Annotated in this window: 21 protein-coding genes; 8 read left to right on the top strand and 13 right to left on the bottom strand. The window is 64.4% G+C overall.

Annotated elements, in window-relative coordinates:
• The first annotated feature begins 45 nt into the window (after positions 1 to 45).
• Positions 46 to 1,560, top strand: coding sequence for a diguanylate cyclase domain-containing protein (locus ACQ3C8_RS14835; RefSeq protein ID WP_428851978.1), 1,515 nt, complete (start codon positions 46 to 48; stop codon positions 1,558 to 1,560).
• A gap of 58 nt (positions 1,561 to 1,618) precedes the next feature.
• On the opposite strand, the gene ACQ3C8_RS14830 is transcribed toward ACQ3C8_RS14835, so the two are convergent.
• On the bottom strand, positions 1,619 to 1,906 hold the full coding sequence (locus ACQ3C8_RS14830; RefSeq protein WP_009522759.1) for an acylphosphatase: 288 nt from the start codon (positions 1,904 to 1,906) through the stop codon (positions 1,619 to 1,621).
• A 135-nt stretch (positions 1,907 to 2,041) separates the two neighbouring features.
• The gene (locus ACQ3C8_RS14825) at positions 2,042 to 2,683 is read right to left on the bottom strand and encodes a glutathione S-transferase family protein (protein ID WP_428851977.1); all 642 of its coding nucleotides are present in this window, start codon (positions 2,681 to 2,683) and stop codon (positions 2,042 to 2,044) included.
• Between the two features lie 142 nt (positions 2,684 to 2,825).
• Here ACQ3C8_RS14825 and ACQ3C8_RS14820 point away from each other — a divergent pair, with 142 nt between their 5' ends.
• The gene (locus tag ACQ3C8_RS14820; RefSeq protein ID WP_428851976.1) at positions 2,826 to 4,448 is read left to right on the top strand and encodes an NAD(P)/FAD-dependent oxidoreductase; all 1,623 of its coding nucleotides are present in this window, start codon (positions 2,826 to 2,828) and stop codon (positions 4,446 to 4,448) included.
• Between the two features lie 86 nt (positions 4,449 to 4,534).
• Here the strand turns inward: ACQ3C8_RS14820 and ACQ3C8_RS14815 are convergent, their stop codons facing one another.
• The 4 genes from ACQ3C8_RS14815 to kynB all read right to left on the bottom strand — a co-directional run bounded on the left by ACQ3C8_RS14815 (position 4,535) and on the right by kynB (position 8,743).
• Entirely contained in the window at positions 4,535 to 5,797 is a 1,263-nt protein-coding gene (locus ACQ3C8_RS14815) for a TIGR03862 family flavoprotein (protein ID WP_428851975.1), read from the bottom strand.
• A 23-nt stretch (positions 5,798 to 5,820) separates the two neighbouring features.
• Positions 5,821 to 6,690 carry a tryptophan 2,3-dioxygenase gene (gene kynA, locus ACQ3C8_RS14810; protein WP_428853097.1) on the bottom strand — a complete coding sequence of 290 codons (870 nt, stop codon included), beginning with the start codon at positions 6,688 to 6,690 and terminating at the stop codon, positions 5,821 to 5,823.
• A gap of 54 nt (positions 6,691 to 6,744) precedes the next feature.
• Positions 6,745 to 7,995, bottom strand: a complete 1,251-nt coding sequence (gene kynU, locus ACQ3C8_RS14805; RefSeq protein ID WP_428851974.1) for a kynureninase — start codon at positions 7,993 to 7,995, stop codon at positions 6,745 to 6,747.
• Positions 7,996 to 8,065: 70 nt separating this feature from the next.
• On the bottom strand, positions 8,066 to 8,743 hold the full coding sequence (kynB, locus tag ACQ3C8_RS14800; protein WP_428851973.1) for an arylformamidase: 678 nt from the start codon (positions 8,741 to 8,743) through the stop codon (positions 8,066 to 8,068).
• 103 nt (positions 8,744 to 8,846) lie between these two features.
• On the opposite strand from kynB, the gene ACQ3C8_RS14795 reads away from it, so the two are divergent.
• Together ACQ3C8_RS14795 and selD are read left to right on the top strand one after the other, a co-directional pair.
• Positions 8,847 to 9,329, top strand: a complete 483-nt coding sequence (locus ACQ3C8_RS14795) for an Lrp/AsnC family transcriptional regulator (protein ID WP_037030128.1) — start codon at positions 8,847 to 8,849, stop codon at positions 9,327 to 9,329.
• Between the two features lie 86 nt (positions 9,330 to 9,415).
• Positions 9,416 to 10,489 (top strand): selenide, water dikinase SelD, encoded by a 1,074-nt coding sequence (gene selD / locus ACQ3C8_RS14790; protein WP_428851972.1) that lies wholly within the window; start codon positions 9,416 to 9,418, stop codon positions 10,487 to 10,489.
• A 159-nt stretch (positions 10,490 to 10,648) separates the two neighbouring features.
• On the opposite strand, the gene ACQ3C8_RS14785 is transcribed toward selD, so the two are convergent.
• On the bottom strand, positions 10,649 to 11,566 hold the full coding sequence (locus tag ACQ3C8_RS14785; protein WP_428851971.1) for an amino acid ABC transporter substrate-binding protein: 918 nt from the start codon (positions 11,564 to 11,566) through the stop codon (positions 10,649 to 10,651).
• 111 nt (positions 11,567 to 11,677) lie between these two features.
• Positions 11,678 to 12,709, bottom strand: a complete 1,032-nt coding sequence (locus ACQ3C8_RS14780; RefSeq protein ID WP_009522769.1) for an AI-2E family transporter — start codon at positions 12,707 to 12,709, stop codon at positions 11,678 to 11,680.
• A gap of 115 nt (positions 12,710 to 12,824) precedes the next feature.
• On the opposite strand from ACQ3C8_RS14780, the gene ACQ3C8_RS14775 reads away from it, so the two are divergent.
• On the top strand, positions 12,825 to 13,424 hold the full coding sequence (locus ACQ3C8_RS14775) for a DedA family protein (RefSeq protein ID WP_009522770.1): 600 nt from the start codon (positions 12,825 to 12,827) through the stop codon (positions 13,422 to 13,424).
• Between the two features lie 53 nt (positions 13,425 to 13,477).
• Here the strand turns inward: ACQ3C8_RS14775 and ACQ3C8_RS14770 are convergent, their stop codons facing one another.
• Complete coding sequence (locus tag ACQ3C8_RS14770) at positions 13,478 to 14,386, bottom strand: LysR family transcriptional regulator (RefSeq protein ID WP_009522771.1); 909 nt, start codon at positions 14,384 to 14,386, stop codon at positions 13,478 to 13,480.
• 134 nt (positions 14,387 to 14,520) lie between these two features.
• Here ACQ3C8_RS14770 and ACQ3C8_RS14765 point away from each other — a divergent pair, with 134 nt between their 5' ends.
• Both ACQ3C8_RS14765 and ACQ3C8_RS14760 read left to right on the top strand, forming a co-directional pair.
• The gene (locus tag ACQ3C8_RS14765) at positions 14,521 to 15,675 is read left to right on the top strand and encodes an acyl-CoA dehydrogenase family protein (protein ID WP_428851970.1); all 1,155 of its coding nucleotides are present in this window, start codon (positions 14,521 to 14,523) and stop codon (positions 15,673 to 15,675) included.
• Between the two features lie 75 nt (positions 15,676 to 15,750).
• Positions 15,751 to 16,416 (top strand): glutathione binding-like protein, encoded by a 666-nt coding sequence (locus ACQ3C8_RS14760; RefSeq protein ID WP_428851969.1) that lies wholly within the window; start codon positions 15,751 to 15,753, stop codon positions 16,414 to 16,416.
• A gap of 100 nt (positions 16,417 to 16,516) precedes the next feature.
• Here ACQ3C8_RS14760 and ACQ3C8_RS14755 read toward each other — a convergent pair whose 3' ends face one another.
• From ACQ3C8_RS14755 to ACQ3C8_RS14745, 3 genes are read right to left on the bottom strand one after another with little or no spacing between them, the layout of a single operon-like run.
• Positions 16,517 to 17,503, bottom strand: a complete 987-nt coding sequence (locus ACQ3C8_RS14755) for a DUF2272 domain-containing protein (protein WP_428851968.1) — start codon at positions 17,501 to 17,503, stop codon at positions 16,517 to 16,519.
• A gap of 8 nt (positions 17,504 to 17,511) precedes the next feature.
• A complete protein-coding gene (locus tag ACQ3C8_RS14750) occupies positions 17,512 to 18,234 on the bottom strand; it encodes a hypothetical protein (protein WP_037030200.1) in 723 nt (240 codons plus the stop codon).
• 27 nt (positions 18,235 to 18,261) lie between these two features.
• Positions 18,262 to 18,540, bottom strand: coding sequence for an HU family DNA-binding protein (locus ACQ3C8_RS14745; protein WP_428851967.1), 279 nt, complete (start codon positions 18,538 to 18,540; stop codon positions 18,262 to 18,264).
• Positions 18,541 to 19,440: 900 nt separating this feature from the next.
• On the opposite strand from ACQ3C8_RS14745, the gene ACQ3C8_RS14740 reads away from it, so the two are divergent.
• The gene (locus ACQ3C8_RS14740) at positions 19,441 to 19,986 is read left to right on the top strand and encodes an SET domain-containing protein (RefSeq protein WP_138750572.1); all 546 of its coding nucleotides are present in this window, start codon (positions 19,441 to 19,443) and stop codon (positions 19,984 to 19,986) included.
• A gap of 56 nt (positions 19,987 to 20,042) precedes the next feature.
• Here the strand turns inward: ACQ3C8_RS14740 and ACQ3C8_RS14735 are convergent, their stop codons facing one another.
• The gene (locus ACQ3C8_RS14735; protein ID WP_009522779.1) at positions 20,043 to 21,644 is read right to left on the bottom strand and encodes a sensor histidine kinase; all 1,602 of its coding nucleotides are present in this window, start codon (positions 21,642 to 21,644) and stop codon (positions 20,043 to 20,045) included.
• Between the last annotated feature and the right edge of the window lie 6 nt (positions 21,645 to 21,650).

Below are 21,650 nucleotides of genomic sequence, written 5' to 3'. Positions count from 1 at the left end.
GGGGAATCCAATACACTGGCGCCATTCTCTCCCGCGTGGCGCATCATGACCGTCTCCTCAGCTCGTTCCACCTCCCCCGCGATTGCCAGCGAATACGACCACGCCCAGATTTTCGATCTCGCCCCGGTTTCCCTGTGGCTGGAAGACTATAGCGAGATGCGCGCGCTGTTCGAGACCTGGCGCGCCGCGGGTGTGGTGGACCTGCGCGCCTGGCTGCAGGACGATCCAGCGCGCGTGCAGGCCTGCTCGGCCTGCATCCGCGTGCTGCAGGTGAACCGCCGCACGCTGGAAATGTACGAAGCGCGCGATCTCGACCACCTGGTCACGCACCTCGGCAAGGTCTTCCGCGACGACATGCTGACGGCGCACATCGATGAGCTCGTGCAGCTGTGGGACGGCAAGCAGTCCTTCGTCGGCAAGAGCGTCAATTACTCGCTGGGCGGCAAGCGCCTCGATATCGAGCTGAAGGGCACCATCCTGCACGGCCATGAGGCCAACTGGGACCGCGTGCTGCTGGCCATCGAGGATGTCACGGAAAAAGAGCAGGCCAAGCGCGGACTGGAACTGAGCGAGTTCTACGCGCGTGGGCTGTTCGAGAATTCGCCGGTCTCGCTGTGGGTCGAGGATTTCAGCGCGGTCAAGCGCCTGCTCGAAGACATCCGCGCCAACGGCATCGAGGATTTCCGCGTGTTCACCGATGTGCACCCGGAATTCGTCGAGCGCTTCATGCGCGAGATCCGCGTCATCGATGTCAACCAGCACACACTGACCCTGTTCAACGCGCCGAACAAGCAGACGTTGCTCGACAACCTGAGCCTGGTGTTCCGCGACGACATGCGTGTCCACTTCCGAGAACAATTGATCGACCTGTGGAACAACAAGCTGTTCCACCAGTACGAGGTCATCAACTACGCCCTGAACGGCGACCTGCTGCATCTGCACCTGCAGTTCTCGGTGATGCCCGGGCATGAAGAAAACTGGGATCTGGTGCTGGTCGCGCTGACCGACATCACGGCGCGCAAGAAGGCCGAGGCCTACCTCGAGTACCTCGGCAAGCACGATGTGCTGACCAAGCTGTACAACCGCTCGTTCTATGTGGATGAGCTGAACCGCCTGCAGCGCAAGGGGCCGTCGCCAGTCTCGGTGCTGATCATCGACCTGAACGGCCTGAAACCGATCAACGACCAGCTCGGCCACGCGGTCGGCGATGCGCTGCTGCGCCGGGCCGGCGAGGTGCTGATCAAGGCGGTGGAAAAGCCCGCCTATGCGGCGCGCATCGGCGGCGACGAGTTCGCGGTGCTGATGCCGGCCACGGATGAGCGCGGCTGCATGGCGCTGGTCGAAAATATCCAGAAGCTGGTGGACATGAACAACCAGTTCTATTCGGGCGTAGCGCTGAGCATGTCGATCGGCGTGGCTACCAGCCTGCCGAACGAGCGCGTGGAAGATACCGTGCGGCGTGCCGACCTGCTGATGTACGAGCAGAAGAAGGCGTACTACGCATCACTGTCCGCCGCACGCCGCCACGACGATCCGCAGCTCACGCCGCCAGCGCCCTGAGTGGGCTCCAAGTCATACGCATGATGCGCCGCTCAGGCTGCCGCGCCATGCAGGCGGCTCAGCGCTGCTCGAAGCGGTCGAAGCGCCGGTCGGTATATTCGCGCCGGCTCTCCAGTCCGTCCACCTGGGCATGCGGAGGCCCGCGCCGCATCCATTCGAGCATGTGATCGACCTGGTCGGGCGTGCCCTGCACCATCGCATGAACCGCACCGTCCGGCATGTTGCGCACCCAGCCGCGCACCCCGAGCAGGTGCGCCTGCCGCACGGTCGAGGCACGATAGCCGACGCCCTGCACGTGACCCGTCACGTGAACGAAGTAGGTTTCCAGCGCGGCAGACACAGACATGGCAACAGAGGGACAAGAATGGCAGGACCGGTCATTCTACCGCCCCGCTGCAGGCCACGGTCTCTCGCCGCTATACGCCTTCAAGTGTCTTCAGGTGTCTTTACGCGCCTCGACGCGGCGCTGCTCGCCCGGGCATCACGATGCAGACTGCACCGCCGCCAGCTTGGCATCCTCCGCACGCGCACGCTGGAATGCCGGGCGCGTGGTCACGCGCGCGAGATACGCCGTGATCTCGGGCGTGGCCGGCACCAGCTTGAAACCCGTGGTCCAACGCAGGGCACCCGCCCACAGTACATCGGCGGCGCAGTAGCGCGTGCCGAGCAGATACGGCCCGCGCGCCAGCTGCTGGTTGAGCGTCGCGAACATCGTGTCGAAATCGCCATAGGGCGAGGTGGCCGGCGGCGGGGCGGCCCGCTGCAGCGCACGGTCGGCGAGTGCGGGCTCGAAGCAGGAGCCATAGAACACCATCCAGCGCAGGTACGGTCCGCGCAGGGGATCGCCGATCGGCGGCGCGAGCCCGGCCTCGGGATAGAGATCGGCGAGGTAGATGAACACTGCGGCCTGCTCGGTGATGACCGCATCGCCATGCCGGATGGCCGGCACCTTGCCCATCGGGTTGATGGCGAGATAGGCCGGCTGGCGCTGCTCACCGGCCTGCAGATTGAGTACGTGCAGGCGATAGGGCACGCCCAGCTCCTCGAGCAGGGTCAGCGCGCCGAGCGAGCGCGTGTTGGGGGCGTGGTACAGCGTGATCTCGGCACTGCGCGGCTGGGCCATGGTCATGCTCCTGTGGGTTGCGCAGGGCCTGCCCGCTTGCCGGTCTGCCACGCCGGCATGCCGCAGGAATCCTGCAGGCCCTGCCTCCGAGTCTATACAATGCAGGTCTGGTCGGTTGGCCGACCCATACCCAGAATCGTCCATGCTACGTCTTAGCGAACTCAAACTTCCCCTCGACCACGACGAGGCGGCGCTCGAAGCCGCGATCCGCGCCCGCCTGGCCGAATTCGGCGTACCGCCGGCCGGCCTGCTGCGCTACACCGTCTTTCGCCGCGCCCACGATGCGCGCAAGCGCAGCGACATCAAGCTGACCTATGTAATCGACGTGGAAGTGGCGGACGAGGCTGCCGTCCTCCAGCGCATGACCGGTACGCCGCACGCCGGACCGACGCCGGACATGGGCTACCGCTTCGTGGCACAGGCGCCAGCGCACGGTGCGGCGCTGCGCCCGGTGGTGATCGGCATGGGGCCGTGCGGACTGTTCGCCGGCCTGATCCTGGCGCAGATGGGCTTCCGCCCGATCATCCTGGAACGCGGCAAGGCGGTGCGCGAGCGCACCAAGGATACCTGGGGCCTGTGGCGCACGCGCGTGCTTAACCCGGAATCGAACGTACAGTTCGGCGAGGGCGGCGCAGGCACGTTCTCGGACGGCAAGCTGTACAGCCAGATCAAGGACCCGCGCCACCTTGGCCGCAAGGTGCTGGAGGAATTCGTCAAGGCCGGCGCGCCGGACGACATCCTGTGGCGCGCCCGGCCGCACATCGGCACCTTCCGGCTGGTGAGCATGGTGGAGAAGATGCGCGCCACCATCCACGCACTGGGCGGTGAAGTGCGCTTCCAGACGCGCGTGGACGATATCGAGATCGAAGATGGCCGGGTGCGCGGGCTGGTGCTGAGCAACGGCGAGACGCTGCGCTGCGATCACGTGGTGCTGGCGGTCGGCCACAGCGCGCGCGACACCTTCGAGATGCTGCATGCCCGCGGCGTCTACCTGGAAGCCAAGCCGTTCTCGATGGGCTTTCGCATCGAACATCCGCAGGGCGTGATCGACCGCAGCCGCTTCGGCAAGTTTGCCGGCCACAAGGAGCTCGGCGCGGCCGACTACAAGGTGGTGCACCACGCCAGCAACGGGCGCTCCGTATACAGCTTCTGCATGTGCCCGGGCGGCACGGTGGTGGCGGCAACCTCGGAGCCGGGCCGCGTGGTGACCAACGGCATGAGCCAGTATTCACGCAACGAGCGCAACGCCAATGCGGGCATCGTGGTCGGCGTCACACCGGAGGATTTTCCGGGCGGTCCCCTGGCCGGCATCGCCTTCCAGCGGCAGTGGGAGACACGCGCCTTCGAACTGGGCGGTGGCGACTACAGCGCACCGGGCCAGCTGGTCGGTGACTTTATCGCTGGCCGTCCTTCGACCACGCTGGGCGCCGTCCAACCCTCGTACACGCCGGCCGTGCATCCGACCGACCTGAGCACGGCGCTGCCGGACTACATCATCGCCGCGATCCGCGAGGCGCTGCCGCAGATCGACCGCAAGATCTCAGGCTTTGCCATGCACGATGCGGTGCTGACCGGTGTGGAGACGCGCACCTCGTCGCCGGTGCGGGTGCGGCGTGGCGACGACTACCAGAGCGTGAATGTGCGCGGCCTGTATCCGGCGGGTGAGGGTGCAGGCTATGCGGGCGGCATCTACTCGGCTGCCATCGACGGCATCGAGGTCGCGGAAGCGGTGGCCCTGAGCGTCACGCGCGGCGCGGCGCAGTAAGCAAGCCACGCGGCGCTGTGGGCTGATGCGCGGATGCGGATGATGCGAGTCATGCGGGAACGCCGTATCGCACCGCTGCGCCAGCGTCAGTGCACCGTCGCCTCGAGCCAGGTCTGCACTCCTTCGCCTGCGACCACGCCACTCGCCAGACAGGCCGTGAGCAGATAGCCCCCGGTCGGCGCATCCCAGTCGAGCATCTCGCCCGCGCAAAACACGCCGGGCAGGGCACGCAGCATCAGCTGCGCATCGCAGGCCTCCAGCGCCACCCCACCGGCGCTGCTGATTGCTTCCTCGAGCGGGCGCGGGCGCAGCAGGCGGACCGGGCAGGCCTTGATCGCCCGCGCCAGTTGCGCCGGGTCGTCATGGACCGCCTTCGACACGCACTCGCGCAGCAACCCCGCCTTGGCACCGGCCAGCCCGAGGCGGCTCTGCAGATGGCTCGACAGCGAACGCGAACCGCGTGGCGCCACCACGGCGGCCTCGACGCGTGCGGCGGGCACGTCCGGCAACAGATCGATCAGGACCGTGGCTTCGCCGTCATTCATCCACTGCGCACGCAGCGCTGCGGACAAGGCATAGATCAGGCTGCCTTCGAGGCCCGTGGTGCTGACCAGGCATTCGCCGGCACGGAACGGCTGGCCGCTGCCCTGCACCGTCATGGCGATCGACTTGAGCGGCTGGCCGGCAAAACGCGTAGCGAAATGCGCGCTCCAGTCCGCCTCGTAACCGCAGTTGGACGGCATGAGCGGCACGACCTCCACACCACGTTCCGCCAGCCACGGCACCCACGCCGCATCGGAGCCGAGCCGCGGCCAGCTGCCGCCGCCCAGCGCCAGGACCAGCGCATCGGGCTGGATGGCATGCGGACCATCAGGCGTGGCGAACTGCAGGCTGCTGTCCGCGCCCCAACCCTGCCAGCGATGGCGCATGTGGAAATGCACGCCACCTTCGCGCAGCCTGTGCAGCCAGGCGCGCAGCAGCGGTGCAGCTTTCATGTCGGTGGGAAACACGCGGCCCGAAGTGCCGACGAAGGTGTCGATACCCAGCCCATGCACCCAGGCGCGCAGATCTTCAGGCCCGAAGCGGTCGAGCCAGCGCGCGACCTCGGTAGCGTGCACAGCGTAGCGGGCGACGAAGCGCTCGCGCGCCTCACTGTGCGTCAGGTTGAGGCCGCCACGCCCAGCCAGCAGGAACTTGCGCGCCACCGACGGCATGGCATCGTAGACATGCACCTGCACGGGCGGCGCGGACGGCTGGCGCAGCAGCGTCTCGGCGGCCATCAAGCCGGCGGGGCCGGCCCCGATGATGGCGACAGTGCGAAAGGAAGGGGAAGCGAGTGAGGCGGGCACGGCGCGATTATAGATCGCGCGCCTCAGAGATCCGTGCGCAATTTCCACAACTCGGGGAACAGCACCACATCGAGCATGCGGCGCAGGTAATTCACGCCTTCCGTGCCGCCCGTGCCGCGCTTGAAGCCGATGATGCGCTCGACCGTGGTGACATGGCGGAAGCGCCACTGCCGGAAGGCATCTTCGAGATCGACCAGCTTCTCGCCGAGCTCGTACAGCTCCCAGTGTTGCGCCGGGTCGCGATAGACCGCCAGCCACGCGGCTTCGACGCTGGCGTCGTACTCCGTCGGTAGGGCCGGATCGCGCGCCAGCCGCCCGGCGTCGATGGCCAGGCCGCGCCGCGCCATGAGGCGCACCGCCTCGTCGTAGAGCGAGGGCAGGTGCAGAGCCGCCTCCACTTCGGCGAGCCGCTCGGGATGATGCGCATGCGGCTTGAGCATGGCGGCGTTCTTGTTGCCGAGGATGAATTCGATCTCGCGGTACTGGAACGACTGAAAACCCGACGACTGGCCGAGGTAGGGGCGCATCGCCGAGTATTCGGGCGGCGTCATGGTGGCGAGCACGGCCCACGCCTGCACCAGCTGCTCCATGATGCGCGAGACGCGCGTGAGCATCTTGAAGGCGGGCCGCAGCTGGTCGTCGATGACATTCTGCCGCGCGGCGCGCAGCTCGTGCAGCATCAGCTTCATCCACAGCTCGGATGTCTGGTGCTGGATGATGAACAGCATCTCGTTGTGATCGGGCGAGCGCGGATGCTGCGCATGCAGCAACTGGTCGAGGGCAAGGTAGTCGCCGTAGCTCATGCTCGACGAGAAATCGAGCCGGGCATCATGCCAGCCCGCCGGGGAAGATGCACTGCCGGCAGCCGGCGACGCGCCGCCTGCGCCAGCCATGGGTTCGGAATCGGGGGAGGTGTGATAGGGGCACATGGAAACACTCGCTTGCGTTCAGGTCACCAGGCCGCGCGCCTGGAATTGCGGGGCACGCCAGGCCTCGCTGTCGAGCACGTCGCGCAGGATCTCCACGGCATCCCACACGTCCGCGTAACCTGTATAGAGCGGGGTGAAGCCAAAGCGCATGATCTGCGGTTCGCGGTAGTCGCCGATAACGCCGCGCGCGATCAGCGCCTGCACCACGGCATAGCCTTCCGCATGCGCGTAGCTGACATGGCTGCCGCGCTGCGCATGGTCGCGCGGTGTGATCAGCGTCAGCGCGTGCTGACTACAACGCTGCTCCACCAGCGCGATAAACAGGTCAGTCAGCGCGAGCGATTTGCGCCGGATGGCGGTCATGTCGGTTTCTGCAAAAATATCGAGGCCGCACTCGACCATGGCCAGTGCGGTAATCGACTGGGTCCCGCACATGAAGCGCGTGATGCCGTCATGCGGCTGGTAGTCAGGCTGCATGGCAAACGGCCGGGCGTGACCCCACCAGCCCGACAGGGGCTGCCAGAAGCAGTCGCGCAGTGCAGGCGCGGCCCACACGAAAGCCGGGGCGCCGGGGCCGCCGTTCAGATACTTGTAGGTACAGCCGATCGCATAGTCTGCCTGCGCCGCATGCAGGTCGACAGGAACCGCACCGGCGGAGTGCGCCAGGTCCCAGACCGTCAGCGCGCCCCTGGCATGGGCCAGCGCGGTGGCGGCAGCCATGTCGTACATGTGGCCGGTCTGGTAGTTCACATGCGTGAGCATGACCACCGCGGTGTCGTCGCCGATGGCGGTTCCGAGTTCGTCGGGGGCGTCGATCAGGCGCAGCGTATAACCGCGCTGCAACAGGTCGGCGAGGCCCTGGGCGATATACAGGTCGGTGGGAAAGTTGCTGCGCTCCGAGACGATGACGCGCCGTGCCTGGGCACGTTCGTCCTGCACGCGCAGCGCGGCGGCGAGCACTTTGAAGAGATTGATCGAGGTGGTGTCGGTGATGACCACTTCATCTGCATGCGCGCCGATCAGCGGTGCCAGCTTGTTGCCGAGACGCTGCGGCAGCGTGAACCAGTGCGCGGTGTTCCAGCTGCGGATCAGTCCCTCGCCCCATTCTTCGGCGATCACCTGCTGTGCGCGTTGCAGCGCCGCGCGGGGGCGCGCGCCAAGCGAATTGCCATCGAGATAGATCACGCCCTCGGGCAGGGCAAAGCGCGCACGCAGCGGCGCGAGCGGGTCGTCGGCGTCGCGGGCGAGGCAGTCTTGGCGGGTCAACATGGTGAAGATCCTGGAACAGAATGGTGTGAACAACAACGGCAGCAGCGACGGCGCATGAAGCTCCCTGCGTTCATGGCGGCAGGGTGCGCAGCACCGCACGCACGGGGCTGGCATCGAGATGCGCGAGCCGCAACGGCAGGGCGATCAGTTCGTAATCGCCAGCGGGCACGGCATCGAGCACGAGCCCTTCGAGAATCGCCATGCGGTGCGTGGCGATCATGCGGTGCGCGTCCATGCTCTTGGAATCCTGCGGATCGAGCGAGGGCGTGTCGATGCCGATCAGGCGCACACCATGGGCGGCCAGCAGGGCGATCGTCTGCGGCGCGACGGCGCAGAACCCGGCATCCCACGTGGCCTGCGGCGCGGTCGCGTAGGTCCGCAGCAGCACGCGCGGCGGTATCCCGTGCAGGGACGGCTCGACATGCGCCGGCAGGACCAGCGGATGGGCGCCAAGGCAGTGGATGACCCGGCATGGCCCGAGGTACGGTTCGAGCGGCACGGCGCCGATCGGCAAGCCGTCGGCCGCATAGTGCAGCGGCGCATCGGCATGTGCGCCGGTATGCGGCGACAGGGTGAAGCGCCCCACGTTCACCGGGCAGTCCGGCCCCATATGCCAGGTGCGCGCCTCGGTAAAGGGTGTGTCACCCGGCCACACGGGCGTGGCGGGAGAGAGCACCGGGCTGATGTCGAACAGGCGCGGAGTAGCGGGGCGGGAGACGGGCGCGGCGGGCGTGGTCATGCCCTGCATGATAGGCGGTGCAGCGCGAAATGAGTTTGCGTATTGGGCGTGGATAGCGTTGTTTTTCGCATAAAATTTCATAATCTTTGGATTAATGGAATTTCATGCAGCCATGACGCTCGATACCCTCGATCTGCGCATCCTTGCCGTGCTGCTGGAAGACGGCCGCATCAGCAACCAGGACCTGGCCGAACGCGTCGCGCTGTCGCCCTCGGCGTGCCTGCGCCGCGTGCGCCTGCTGGAAGAGGCCGGGGTGATCGCCGGCTACCGCGCGGAACTCGACCTGGAGCAGCTGGGCATCGAGGTCGATGCGATGGTGCAGGTGTCGATGCGGCAGGACGTGCAGGGCTGGCACGACACCTTCATCGAGGCGATCCGCGACTGGCCCGAGGTGACGGCGGCCTACATCATCACGGGCGAGTGCAACTACGTGCTGCGTGTGCAGGCGCGCAACCTGCGGCACTACTCGGATTTCATCGTCAACCGGCTGTACCGCACGGCGGGCGTGCTCGACATCCGCTCGAACATCATCCTGCAGACCATCAAGTCCTCGAAGAGCGGGCTGGCGCGCCTCGCGGAGGGTGGTACTGCCTGAGCCGATCCCTCATGCCCATGGCGACCGCGTACGCCGCAACGTGCGCTCGGGTATGATCGGCGCCAGTGTTTTTTCGCGGAGCAGTCATGGCACATACGTCTGAACCCGGCGCGGTTCAACCTTCCACCCGTCTTACCTCGTTCTCGCATGGCGGCGGCTGCGGTTGCAAGATCGCACCCGGCGTGCTGTCGCAGATCCTCGCTGGCAGCGCACAGCGCCTGCCCGTACCGCCGCAGTTGCTGGTGGGCATCGAGTCGTCGGACGATGCGGCGGTGTATCGCCTGAACGACACGCAGGCGCTGATCGCCACCACCGATTTCTTCATGCCGATCGTCGACGATCCGTACGATTTCGGCCGCATTGCCGCCACCAATGCGATTTCCGATGTGTATGCCATGGGCGGTACGCCGATCATGGCGCTGGCGCTGGTCGGCATGCCCATCGACAAGCTGCCGATGGACACCGTGCGCGGCATCCTCGCCGGCGGAGAATCGGTGTGCGCGGCGGCTGGTATTCCGGTCGCGGGCGGCCACACCATCGACTGCGTGGAGCCGATCTACGGCCTGGTGGCGCTGGGTCTCGCGCATCCCGACCAGATCAAGCGCAACCGTTCGGCCCGGGCCGGCGATGTGCTGATCCTCGGCAAGGGGCTGGGCGTCGGCATCTATTCGGCAGCGCTGAAGAAGGACCGGCTCGATGCGGACGGCTATGCGCAGATGATCGCCTCGACCACGCAACTCAATACGCCGGGCCAGCGCCTCGCCGCGCTCGACGGCGTGCATGCGCTGACCGACGTGACAGGTTTCGGCCTGCTCGGCCATCTGCTGGAAATGACGCGCGGCTCGCATCTGTCGGCCACGGTGCGGCTGGCGGATGTACCGTGCCTGCCGCAAGCCGTGCACCTGCTCGAAGGCGGTTGCGTGACCGGCGCCTCGGCACGCAACTGGAATGGCTATGGTGCGGAGGTTTCACTCGATGCCGCGCTACCAACCTGGGCGCAGGCCCTGCTGACCGATCCGCAGACCAGTGGCGGCCTGCTGGTGGCGTGCGCGCCGGAAACGGCGGACACGGTACTGCAGCTGTTCCGCGATGAAGGGTTCGAGCGGGCTACGGCTATCGGCACGCTGGGAACGGGAACCGGCGTCACGGTGACGCCGTAAGCCCGTCGTTGAGATCACCCCGGACCAGCATCACCAGTCTCGGGGGAATCGCTCTGCAGACGCGCCGGCCGGGTGACCGGCTGCAGTGATATTGCCGCGCGGCGACCGTGGGGCCCGTCACCGCGCGACAGCCGGCACCTTCATGCCGGCCACGCTGCTTCACTCCTCAGCCTTGTCCGAAGGCTTCTTCCACGCCTGCAGTACTTCCTTGCTCGGCTTCAGTTGCAGGTTGATGCCACGCGGACCGATCGGCTTTTCGAACCAGCGCGCATGCAGCGTGCGGATCTGCGGACTGTGGAAGATATCGATCAGTGTGTTGTCGACAAACGCTTTCCACTGCGGATCGTCACGCTGCAGCATCAGGGCATTCTGCTCGACCGACAGCACCGGGCCGGTGATTTCATACTTTGACGGTTCCTTCGCTCGGGCACGGAGTCCGGCCAGCAACACGTCGTCCATCACGAAGGCCTTGGCGCGGCCGGTTTCCAGCAGCAGGAACGACTCGCCGTGGTCCTTGGCATAGATGTCACGATAGCCATACTCGTCCTTCAGGCGGCGCACATGGCGATCGCCAGTGGAGCCGGCGCTGGTCACCACGGACTTGCCACGCAGGTCTTCGAATCCCTTGATGTGGTCCGCGCGCGGCACGAGCATACGCACCGTCGACACGTAGTGGGACACGCTGAACGCTACCTGCTTCTGGCGCTCGAGGGTGTTGGTGTTCGGCGCGCAATCGAGGTCCACCAGGCCATTGCTGACCGCAGGAATACGGTTCTGTGGCGTGAGCGGAATCCAGCGCACTTTCAGGTTCGGCAGGTTTTCCTGCTTGCGCACCGCCTCGGCCACGCGCAGGCACAGGTCGACGGCATAGCCAGCCGGCTGGTCGCGGGCATCGGCAAAGGAAAACGGCAGGGCCGACTCGCGATACCCGAGCTTGATCATGCCGCTATCGTGGATGCGTTTCAGGGTGCGGCTTTCGCTCTGGACGGGCGCTTGCGTCGATGCTTGGGGCTGGGCCAGGGCAGGCAGGGCCGCGGCCAGGAAAAGCGCGGCGGAGAAGAGGCGAGGGGCAGACATATTGATAGCTTTTATTACTAAAGCTACACCATAGCCAAAAGCGTTCCCCGAGGGAACGATTTGTTGGTTATACAGGTATACCCTAGGTTCGCTGTCCCGGCTGCTGGAAGCTCAGAGCCAGCGCACCAGCTTGAGCTGCATCTTGATGAAGGCGTAGAACACCGGAGCCAGCACCAGCCCGGCGATGCCGAAGATCGCTTCCATCAGTAGCATGGCGCATACCAGCTCCCACACCGAGGCGTGGATCTTCTGACCGACGATGCGCGCGTTGATGAAGTACTCGAGCTTGTGGATGATGACCAGGTAGGTCAGCGACACGATCGCCACCAGCACGGAATGCGTGAGGGCGATGACGGTCAGCAGCGTGTTGGCGATGAGGTTGCCGACCACCGGCAGCAGGCCGAGCCCAAAAGTCAGCAGGCAGACGAGTTCGCGGTACGGCAGCACGACATCGAAGCGCGGCAGGATGCCGTACAGGTAGATGATGGTGAAAGTGGTGTTGGCGCAGGCGATATACACCTGGGCACCGAGCAGCGCCTTGAAACAGGTCAGAAAATCTTCGCCACGCCCGGCCAGCGCACGCGTCAGCGGACCCGCCTGCTCATGCGAGGCGACACGTGTGGCCAGTGCCGCGGCCAGCGCGATGATGGTCGCCAGCATGAGCTGGAAGGCGGCATGCACACCTTCCCGGCCGAGCGATGCCAGCGAACCGGCATGGTCACGCAGCGTGGTCAGGCCGATGGCCTTGAGCTTTTCTATATCGGTCGGCAGGGCATTGCCGATGGCCGCCGGCAGTTGGCCGCGCAACTGGTCGACCAACGCCTGTACCTGCGTGAGAAAGCCTGGCCCCTGGTGGATCAGGTAGTCAAGTCCGCGCTGGATGCCGAACTGCGCGAGAAAACCGAGCGCAATGACGATCAGCACCGTCATCATCATGACGAGCGGACGGGCCACCCAGCGGCCCTTGCCACGGTCGAGGAGGCGCAGCATCCATCTCGCCCAGAGAAAAATACCGAGCCCCACGATCAGTGCGGGCGCGATATGGAGCTTGAGGACTGCGATAATGGTCACCGCGATGATCGCGGCAGCGGCCAGATTCCAGCATCGGGCCTGTTCGGCGGGGGCACATGCGTTCGACTCCATCCCCGCATTGTATCCGTGACTCGCGGCATGTCGCGCTGGCGACATTTCCGGATGTCGCGCCGGCGCATCGCCGCGCGGACTGTGCATTGCTTCTTTCAACTTCTCTGGAGTACCGATGGGTTCATGGATTCTCGACACCATTCAAAGCATGGGCTATCTCGGCCTCATGTGGCTGATGTTCGTCGAAAACGTTTTTCCGCCGATTCCGTCCGAGCTGATCGTGCCGCTGGCGGGCTACCTCGCCGCAGACGGCAGCCTGACTTTTGCCGGCGTGGTGCTGGCCGGCACGGCCGGCGCACTGATCGGCACGATGCCGTTCTACTGGGCGGGGCGGGCGCTCGGTGAAGCGCGTGTGCGCAAGCTGGTGCGCCGCTATGGCCGCTGGCTGGCAATCACCGAAGACGATATCGACATGGCCGCGCGCTGGTTTGACCGCCATGGCGGCGCCACGGTGTGTTTCGGGCGCCTGATCCCGGCGGTACGGTCGGTCATTTCGCTGCCGGCAGGGCTGATGGGCATGCCTTTCCTGCCATTCCTGTTCTACAGCGCCATCGGCTCCTTCACCTGGACCTTGATCCTCGCCAGCGCAGGCTACATGCTTGGCAGCCAGTTCGAAGCGGTATCGCATTACCTCGATCCGGTGTCGACCGTGGTGGCCATCATCGTCGTGGTGCTCTATGTCCGCAAGGTCTGGGTATACCGCCACAGCGCCTGATACCGCCAGCTGGCCAAGCGGCGGCGCGGAATGAAGCAACGCTGCAACCACCGCTACAGATCATCGAGCTTGATGCGCTCGCGCAACCATGTCATCAGCTGGCGTGTCGCCTGCGTACGGTAGCGGCTCGGCAGGGTCAGCATAAAGACGTGCGAGCCGAATACCGTCAGTTCGTGATCGCCGAATAGCCGCAACAGGGTTCCGTTGCGCAGCTGTTCAGCGACGACATAGCGCGGCAGAATGCCAAGGCCCAGGCTGGCCAGCGTGGCGTCGCGCAGGAACGCGAAATTCTCCGACTGCACCTCGGGCACCAGACGGATCTCCAGCCGTGCCGGGTCGTTACCCAAATGGCTGCGCGCGATCAGCTTGAACGGCTGGCCAACCGCCGCCGCGCAGATGATGCGCGCGTGCTGCAACTGGCGGATGTCGTCCCCCGGCGGATTGGCCGCCAGATAGGCCGGCGTGGCGCACAGCACCCAGTCGACCTTGCCGAGGTCCGTGGCAACCAGCGATTCCGGCGGACGCGACAGCACGCGGATGGCAATGTCGATATCTTCCGAGACCAGGTCGGTGATCTGGTTGTCGAACACCACATTCAGCGTGACGCCTGGATGACGGCGCTTGAAGTCGATCAGCAGGGGATTGAGCCACACCTGGCCAAAACCCGTCGGCACGCTCACGCTCACCTTGCCATGCAGCGACTTGCCCAGTGACGAGACGGTCGCATGCGCGGCCGCAAGCTCGCGCGCCACGATCTGGCCATGGGCATGCAGCGCGCGCCCGACTTCGGTCAGCTCTAGCGAGCGCGTGGTGCGCTTGAACAGCTGCGCGCCGACGGCCCGCTCCAATGCCTTCAGGCGGTAACTGAGACTGGAGCGCGAGAGCTTGAGCCGGCGCGCGGCGGCGCTGAGATTGCCAGCATCGACGATATCGACCAGCAACGTGAGGTCGCTTCCCTGCATGACGATCCGATTTTGTTGAAAAGATTGCGACATTCTGTTCGCCGCTGTGGATATTGTCAAAACGGCCGCATCAAATCAGACTGGATGCTCGCCGGCCCATGCCGGCTGGCATTGTTTTCGAAAGGATGGACCCCATGGCGATCGATACCGAATCGTTTTCCCTGCTGCGCGACAGCGTGCAGCGTTTCATCGACACCCGTCTGGTGCCGGCCGAAAACCGCATCGAGGAAGAAGACGATGTGCCGCAGGAGATTGTCGACGACATGAAGGAAATGGGCCTGTTCGGCCTGTCCATTCCCGAGCAGTATGACGGCATCGGCCTGTCGATGGCCCAGGAGTGCGAGGTGGCATTCGATCTCGGCCACACCGCGCTGGCCTTCCGCTCGGTGTTCGGTACGAACGTCGGCATCGGTTCGCAAGGCATCCTGATGGATGGCACCGATGCGCAAAAAGCCGACTACCTGCCGCGCATCGCCAGCGGCGAGCTGATCATTTCCTTTGCGCTCACCGAACCGAATGCCGGCTCGGATGCGGCTGCGCTGCAGACGCGCGCCGAACGGGATGGCGACCATTACGTGATCACCGGCACCAAACGCTTCATCACCAACGCGCCACGCGCCGGCGCCTTCACGCTGATGGCCCGCACTGATGGCCCGGGTGCCTCGGGCATCTCGGCCTTCATCGTCCCGGCGGACCTGCCCGGCATCACGCTGGGTAAGCCAGACCGCAAGATGGGCCAGCGCGGCACCAAGACCTGCGACGTGGTGCTCGACGGCGTGCGCGTGCCGGCAGCCAATATCATCGGCGGTGTAGCGGGGCGGGGCTTCAAGACCGCCATGAAAGTGCTCGACCGCGGCCGCCTGCATGTCTCCGCGCTGGCCTGCGGGATGGCCGAGCGCCTGATCCGCGATGCCGTGGAATATGCCAAGGAACGCAAGCAGTTCGGCCAGCGCATTGCCGACTTCCAGCTGGTACAGGCCATGCTGGCCGACAGCCAAGCCGAACTGTATGCCGGGCTGAGCATGATGCGCGACTGCGCACGGCGCTACGACGCCAAGCCGGCCGGGCAGGCCGACCCGGAAGTCAGCATGCTGGCCTCGTGTACCAAGATGTTCTGCACCGAGATGGTGGGGCGCGTGGCCGACCGAGCCGTGCAGATCCACGGCGGCTCCGGCTACATCGCTGAGTACAAGGCCGAACGCTTCTATCGCGATGTGCGTCTGTTGCGCCTGTACGAAGGCACCACGCAGATTCAACAGTTAATTATTGCAAAGAACATGCTGCGCTGAGCCGGGCAGCTCGAGAAGCGGCTAAGCTGAAACAACGTCGTTTCAGTGCAGATTTTCTGTGCAGGTCTTCCCGGCATGAAACTGTTCCATACGCCCGCGATCTCGGCCCTGGCGGCCCGCATTCTTGTTGCCGAATCGGGGCTTCCGGTGCGGCCCGTACGCGTGCGCCTGAATTCCGGGCTCGATGAGGATGGCCAGGATTTCCGCGCAACCTATCCGGACTGCAGGCTGCCTGCGCTGTGGTTCGATGACGAGACACTGCTCGACACCGAAACCGACATGGCGTTGGCACTGCTGGCCCGCATGTCGCCGCATCCGGTCACCGCGCCGTTACCCGACATGCCGGCCTTCCAGCAGATCCGCATGTGCCTGAAATTTCTGGCGCATGACGTGCATGTCCACTTTTCTCCGCTACTGCGGCTCGATACCTTGGCTCCTGCGCGGTCCGCCGCCCACGAAGCATTGCAGCGTGCCTATGCGCAACTCGATGCAATGCTCGCACGCCAGTCATTCCTGCTGGGCGAGGCTTTCACCTTGCCGGACGCTTATGCCTTCACACTGTTGACCTGGAATCCCCTGGCGGGCCTCGATACCGCCACATGGCCTGCGCTGGCGGCCTATGCCGGGCGGATACGCCAGCGGCCCAGCGTGATGGCTGCGTTGGCGGAGGAAGGCTTGCTGGAGGGCTGGCGGGACGATCTGCAACCGTACTCCGGCTGCGATCCCTCGCGACGAGCATGAATCCGGGTCGCGCGCCGTGGCGTGAAAATGGGCTGACTACCGGCAGACGCTTCACCTACGGCGATCACGCAGCGATCCGCCGCCCGCGCAAGCGGATCTCTCACATCGGCAACTGATTGCGCATGAGCAGTAGCCACGGCACTGTCGAATTGGTGACGCCGTCGATCTGCCCCGAATCCCCGAGCTCGATCAGGCTCATGGACACAGACTGCTGTACGTTGCCGCCAATGGCCTTGACCACGTGCGCAGTCGTGTCCACCTCGACCACCAGGTCGCAATGCATCGGTGTCGCCCCAAAGCGGATTTCAGCGATATCGTTCATGTACTTGTCGCGGCCCCGGCCTCCGCATACCATATCGCCGACACGCGGCATGGCTGGCAAGGGCGCAACGCGGAATGCCGGCTCCGGAAGAATGCCATCGCGCGCATCCACGACATACATGGCATGTGAGGCACCCGTCAGGAACTGGCGTTCATTGAGACCCGCCGCGCGCATCAGCCACGAGAGGAAAGTTGCAGACCAGGCCCAGCGCCCGGTGGTGATCTGCATGCAATCCGGTACCCGTCCCACGATGGCCCAGTAGCGCTGCGCCAGATGGCAACCCATTGCCGAGGCTTCAGCTCCGGTACCGTCTGGAAAACGCAAACAGGGCGTGCCGTTGGTCGATACCTGCGCGCTGGCCTCGATGTCATCGAATACTTCGCTCTCTGCACTGTCGGGCGCAACCGATGTTGCATCAGCCGGCCCCACGGGTGACGGTATGATCGGGAGTGCCGGCGCAAGCGAAGACGGCGCGATCACACAATAGCTGTCGTCACGGCCAACGCGGACCTGCTGACCTCCCCAGCGTTGCCACTCTTGCAAGGCAATCGCCACCATTTTCTGGCGCACAGGCAAACGTTTGTCGATCTCCGGCGGCAAACGGTGCGCCACATTCAGAACCGGCGTGGCCTGCGGACGCACTGTCGATGCCGGACCGGCACATCCGGCCAGACCCACCAGAGCGGCAAGGGCAAGCAATACCACGACGACGCGGCGAACATCGTGCTGGAACGGAAACAGGGAGCGATACGGAACGTGCGTCATGGCATGCACTAGCGAACCGGCAGGAATTGCAGGAACTGGGCGCCGAACAGGCTTTGCACATACCCGATACCGGCACGGCGATATTTTTCGGTGACCAGGCTGGCCACCAGATCGACCCGTCCGATCATCTTGCCGAATTCACGTTCGAACGTGACGTTACGGGATGTCTCGCTGATTTCATTCGACAGCAGCAAAGGGCGCTGACTGGCATCGCGGCGCGAGGCGAGGATCCATGCCGCGACCTCGAGGTTGCGCGCGGCATTGTAGAGATGCTGGGCATCGAGCCCGTCCAGCAGATAGAACTCCATGCGGTTGCCGTGCGCCATGATGAGCATGTCGCCAAGCGCATAGATAAAGGCCGCAACGCGGTCACCGGAAAAATTCGGATCGAGAGCCAGCGACAGGGCCTCGATATCGCGCTTGCCGTTGAGGTCGGGCCACGCGGTACGGTTTTTGAGCGCGGCCAATACACGTTCGCTGGCTGCTGCCTGTGAAGTGGCGTGCTTGCGCCACTCACGCGGATTGCGCTTGTACAGCTTGTCCATCAATGCGGCCAGGCTGTCGAGATTGGCCCGCATGGTCACGGTGGCAACCCGGTTGAAATCGGATTGTGCGATTTCACCGACCGTGACCGAGGCACCCTTGACTTCGCCCCGTGTCACGGGAGCGGTGGTACAGCCAGCCAGCAGGGCAATCGCGAGGATCGCGCACTGGCAGCTGGCGAATTGCATGCGGGGATGGAAGACCATCCTGCCGCATCAGCCGTTGACGGCGTCCTTGAACTTCTGGCCAGCCTTGAACTTGACGGTCTTGGCGGCGGCAACCTTGATTTCTTCGCCGGTGCGCGGGTTGCGAGCCATGCGTTCGCCGCGCTCGCCCTGGCTGAACGTGCCGAAGCCGATCAGGCTGACGGAATCGCCATTGGCCACAGCGTCCATGATGGTGCTCATCAGCACGTTCAGGGCTTGTTCTGCCTTGGCCTTGGTCAGACCGTCCACGCCGCCAGCGATGGCATCGATCAGTTCGGTTTTTGTCATTCTTGACTCCATCTTTGAAAAATTGAAGAGAAGCAGTCCTCGCGAGGAGAACGCTCACGGGCCACATGATAACGTGTTGTCGCGGCCTTCCCATCAAAATTTTGTTTCAGGATCGTTCTGTGGCGCGGGTGTGCGTCCTTGTCGCAGGGTTTTTCGCGACCTCAGCGAACACGGCTGTGAGGATGGAAATGGTGTCTTGAAATCGGGGAAGGTGAGTTTGTTCACAACTCGATAGGACAATTCTTCAGGGTTTACTGTGTTGTTTACGTATACAAATAGTAGGTAATAGATAGAGGAGCTATTTTTCTGTGGATAAGCCAGAATTGTTCTTGATAATCATGTGTTTGCGAAACAGATAACTACGTGGACGAACTCGTGCCGGAGCGGGGATAAGCTAGTGCGATGTCATCGGCCCGCAAAAGTTGTTCGATATTGTCCCGGAACTGTCACCGCGGCACCCCCAGCCTGCTCACAAGGTTTTCAGTAAGTTATCCACAGCTTGCGCAGGAAGTGGGGGATTCGATTCTTGTTCTTGCTGCGACGGTTTGTATCTTCCATGGCGGCATGCGGCGGCTTACAGGAATGAAAGAGGCGTGGGCTGGGCAATGTCAGCCTTCCGGTGTACGCTCCTTGTCTCGCGCAAGGCGAGATCTTATTTTCGGGAAAAGTGTAATGGCAGCTTCGGGGACGAAGCGGGCGGCCCGGCCGTCCGGCAAACCGTTGGGAAAACATCAGGCAGGCATGACAGGTGACGCTGGGACACCGCGTCAATCCCGTGCGCGGCGTGGCGCCACGGTGCCGCAAGTTGAGCGCGATGCCGGCCTGGACACCGCGTTGCCCGCCGATACATCCTTGGAGGCCCGGGATGAAGGTGCGGCTCAGCTGAACGATCGCAGCAAGGTGAAAGGCAAGGATAAGGACAAGTCGAAGAAGAAAGACAAGAAGAAGGCCGGAAAAGTTGAAAAAGCCGGTAAGGCCGGCAAGCGTGACAAACCGACGGCAGAAGACCGTATCGTGGTGCGCGAATCCGGTGTACACGGGCGCGGGGTGTTTGCGCTCGCGCCGATTGCCCGTGGCGAACGCGTGATCGAATACAAGGGCGAGCATATTTCCTGGAAGGAAGCGCTGCGCCGTCATCCGCACGATCCGGACGATCCCAACCACACTTTCTATTTCAGCCTGGAAAACGGCGATGCAATCGACGCCAAGTATGATGGCAACGATGCGCGCTGGATCAACCATGCCTGCACGCCGAACTGTGAAGCGCGTGAAAAGAAAGGTCGCGTGTTCATCCATGCGTTGCGCGACATTGCCCCGCAGGAAGAACTGTTCTATGACTACGGGCTGGTGATCGAAGGCAAGCTGACGCGCAAGTTGAAGAAAGCCTTTGCCTGCCATTGCGGCTCGCCGGAGTGCCGCGGTACGATGCTTGCGCCGAAAGACTGACAGGTTCGGGCTCCAGTTGCGCACGCCCTGTGGTGGGCGCCAACACCATAGGCTTCTCAGGCAGACGAGTGGATCGCCCTGGTAGGTAAGGATTCATTATTCACCGGCAGGCAGATCACAAAGCGCATGCCAGTCCCGGGATGCGCCGGCACATCGTCGATCACGATGGTGCCGCGATGCAGCGTGATGATCTCGTGCACGATGGCCAGACCCAGGCCTGCCCCGGCCACGCCACCACCTGGGGCGCTGGCCTGATCGCCGCGAAAGAAGCGCGTGAATGCCTGGCTGCGCTGTGCGTGCGGAATCCCCGGTCCATTGTCTTCGATCACGATCATGGCCTGTACCGTATCGGTATAGCCGGCCCGCACTGTGACCTTGCCGCCGACCGGCACATACTTGATGGCGTTATCGAGCAGATTGGACAAGGCTTCGCGCAACAGGACCGCATTGGCCTGCACGCGATAGCGCAAGGCTTCGTCCAGCGTGGCGTTGCCAATCGTTTCGAAGCCCATATCGATCTGTTTTTCCAGGGCCTGCGGCACCCATTCAGCGCCGGATTCGAACGCGAGCGCCACGACATCGACCGGTGTGGTGCCGCCGAGTTGCTCGAGGGTGAGGCCGGGCTCGGCGCGGGCCAGCGACAGCAACTGGTTCGAAAGGCGGATCGCGCGCTCCGCTGAGCGCTGCAATTCCAGCACCGCGGGGCGGGCCTCGGACAGGCTGTCGGCCTTGGCGGCGCGGTCGGCATGGAGCTTGAGTGCGGTGAGCGGCGTGCGTAGCTGATGCGCGGCGTCGGCAATGAATTTGCGCTGGGCATCGAGCGCTTCGCGCAGGCGCGCCAGCAAGGCATTCATGGCGCGGATCAGCGGCGCGAGCTCGGACGGAAGTTGCGACTCTTCGAGCGACGCCAGTGACTTTGCCGTCTGGCGATTGAGCTTGTCCGCGAGCAGTTGCAGTGGGACCAGTTCTTCCTTGAGCACATGCGACAGGATCAGTCCGCCGATCACCAGCAGCATGATCAGCGGAACCGATACAGCCAGCAGGATTTCATTGGCGGCGGTTTCGCGCCGGTCGAGCTGTTCCGCCACTTCGATGACGATGGGGCCGGGCAGGCCGCGCATTTTTCCGGAAGCTAGCGCCGTCGTGCGTTCCTCGCTGTCCAGCGCATCGCCAACGATGTGTTGCGGACGGCTGTCTTCCGGCGAATCCAGCCATACCGGCAGGCGTACCGCGCGCACCTGCCGTCCGTTGTACCAGGCATAGAACAGGCGCGCGTCATACAGTGTAGCCTGGCCCGTGCCGTAGCCGAGCCAGGTATCGTTTCCGCCGATCGGCCCGTCTGGACCATGGATGCGCCAGTAGACGCGGTCGCTGCCAGCGCCTTCTACAAGCGTCTTCGCGATCAGTGGAATGTCATGGTTCAGGCGTGGTCCGGAAATGCGGATCTGCTGCGCGATGTTGTTGGCCACGCCATACAGTGCGCGATCGAAGACCTGCGTGGTGTAGTGCCCGGCCAGCCAGTAGGCGAGTGAGCCGCTTGTCAGGACCAGCGCGAAGAGGGGCGTGGCCAGGGCCCGCAGCAGATGGACGCGCAGGCTCAGCGTCGTGGTGTTGCGGGCCGGTGCAGGACCGGAAGGCGGGCGCGGACGGAGCCACATGGCGGG

It is taken from the genome of Imbroritus primus (genome assembly GCF_964332355.1).
GTDB classification, from domain to species: Bacteria; Pseudomonadota; Gammaproteobacteria; order Burkholderiales; family Burkholderiaceae; genus Imbroritus; species Imbroritus primus.
This window is presented reverse-complemented; position numbering and strand designations above follow the sequence as displayed.

Coding starts and splice junctions, on each gene's coding strand:
- ACQ3C8_RS14835 (WP_428851978.1), top strand. CDS start 46: ATGACCGTCTCCTCAGCTCGTTCCACCTCCCCCGCGATTGCCAGCGAA.
- ACQ3C8_RS14830 (WP_009522759.1), bottom strand. CDS start 1,906: ATGTCTGTGTCTGCCGCGCTGGAAACCTACTTCGTTCACGTGACGGGT.
- ACQ3C8_RS14825 (WP_428851977.1), bottom strand. CDS start 2,683: ATGGCCCAGCCGCGCAGTGCCGAGATCACGCTGTACCACGCCCCCAAC.
- ACQ3C8_RS14820 (WP_428851976.1), top strand. CDS start 2,826: ATGCTACGTCTTAGCGAACTCAAACTTCCCCTCGACCACGACGAGGCG.
- kynA (WP_428853097.1), bottom strand. CDS start 6,690: ATGGCTGGCGCAGGCGGCGCGTCGCCGGCTGCCGGCAGTGCATCTTCC.
- kynU (WP_428851974.1), bottom strand. CDS start 7,995: ATGTTGACCCGCCAAGACTGCCTCGCCCGCGACGCCGACGACCCGCTC.
- kynB (WP_428851973.1), bottom strand. CDS start 8,743: ATGCAGGGCATGACCACGCCCGCCGCGCCCGTCTCCCGCCCCGCTACT.
- ACQ3C8_RS14795 (WP_037030128.1), top strand. CDS start 8,847: ATGACGCTCGATACCCTCGATCTGCGCATCCTTGCCGTGCTGCTGGAA.
- selD (WP_428851972.1), top strand. CDS start 9,416: ATGGCACATACGTCTGAACCCGGCGCGGTTCAACCTTCCACCCGTCTT.
- ACQ3C8_RS14785 (WP_428851971.1), bottom strand. CDS start 11,566: ATGTCTGCCCCTCGCCTCTTCTCCGCCGCGCTTTTCCTGGCCGCGGCC.
- ACQ3C8_RS14780 (WP_009522769.1), bottom strand. CDS start 12,709: ATGGAGTCGAACGCATGTGCCCCCGCCGAACAGGCCCGATGCTGGAAT.
- ACQ3C8_RS14775 (WP_009522770.1), top strand. CDS start 12,825: ATGGGTTCATGGATTCTCGACACCATTCAAAGCATGGGCTATCTCGGC.
- ACQ3C8_RS14770 (WP_009522771.1), bottom strand. CDS start 14,386: ATGCAGGGAAGCGACCTCACGTTGCTGGTCGATATCGTCGATGCTGGC.
- ACQ3C8_RS14765 (WP_428851970.1), top strand. CDS start 14,521: ATGGCGATCGATACCGAATCGTTTTCCCTGCTGCGCGACAGCGTGCAG.
- ACQ3C8_RS14760 (WP_428851969.1), top strand. CDS start 15,751: ATGAAACTGTTCCATACGCCCGCGATCTCGGCCCTGGCGGCCCGCATT.
- ACQ3C8_RS14755 (WP_428851968.1), bottom strand. CDS start 17,503: ATGACGCACGTTCCGTATCGCTCCCTGTTTCCGTTCCAGCACGATGTT.
- ACQ3C8_RS14750 (WP_037030200.1), bottom strand. CDS start 18,234: ATGCAATTCGCCAGCTGCCAGTGCGCGATCCTCGCGATTGCCCTGCTG.
- ACQ3C8_RS14745 (WP_428851967.1), bottom strand. CDS start 18,540: ATGACAAAAACCGAACTGATCGATGCCATCGCTGGCGGCGTGGACGGT.
- ACQ3C8_RS14735 (WP_009522779.1), bottom strand. CDS start 21,644: ATGTGGCTCCGTCCGCGCCCGCCTTCCGGTCCTGCACCGGCCCGCAAC.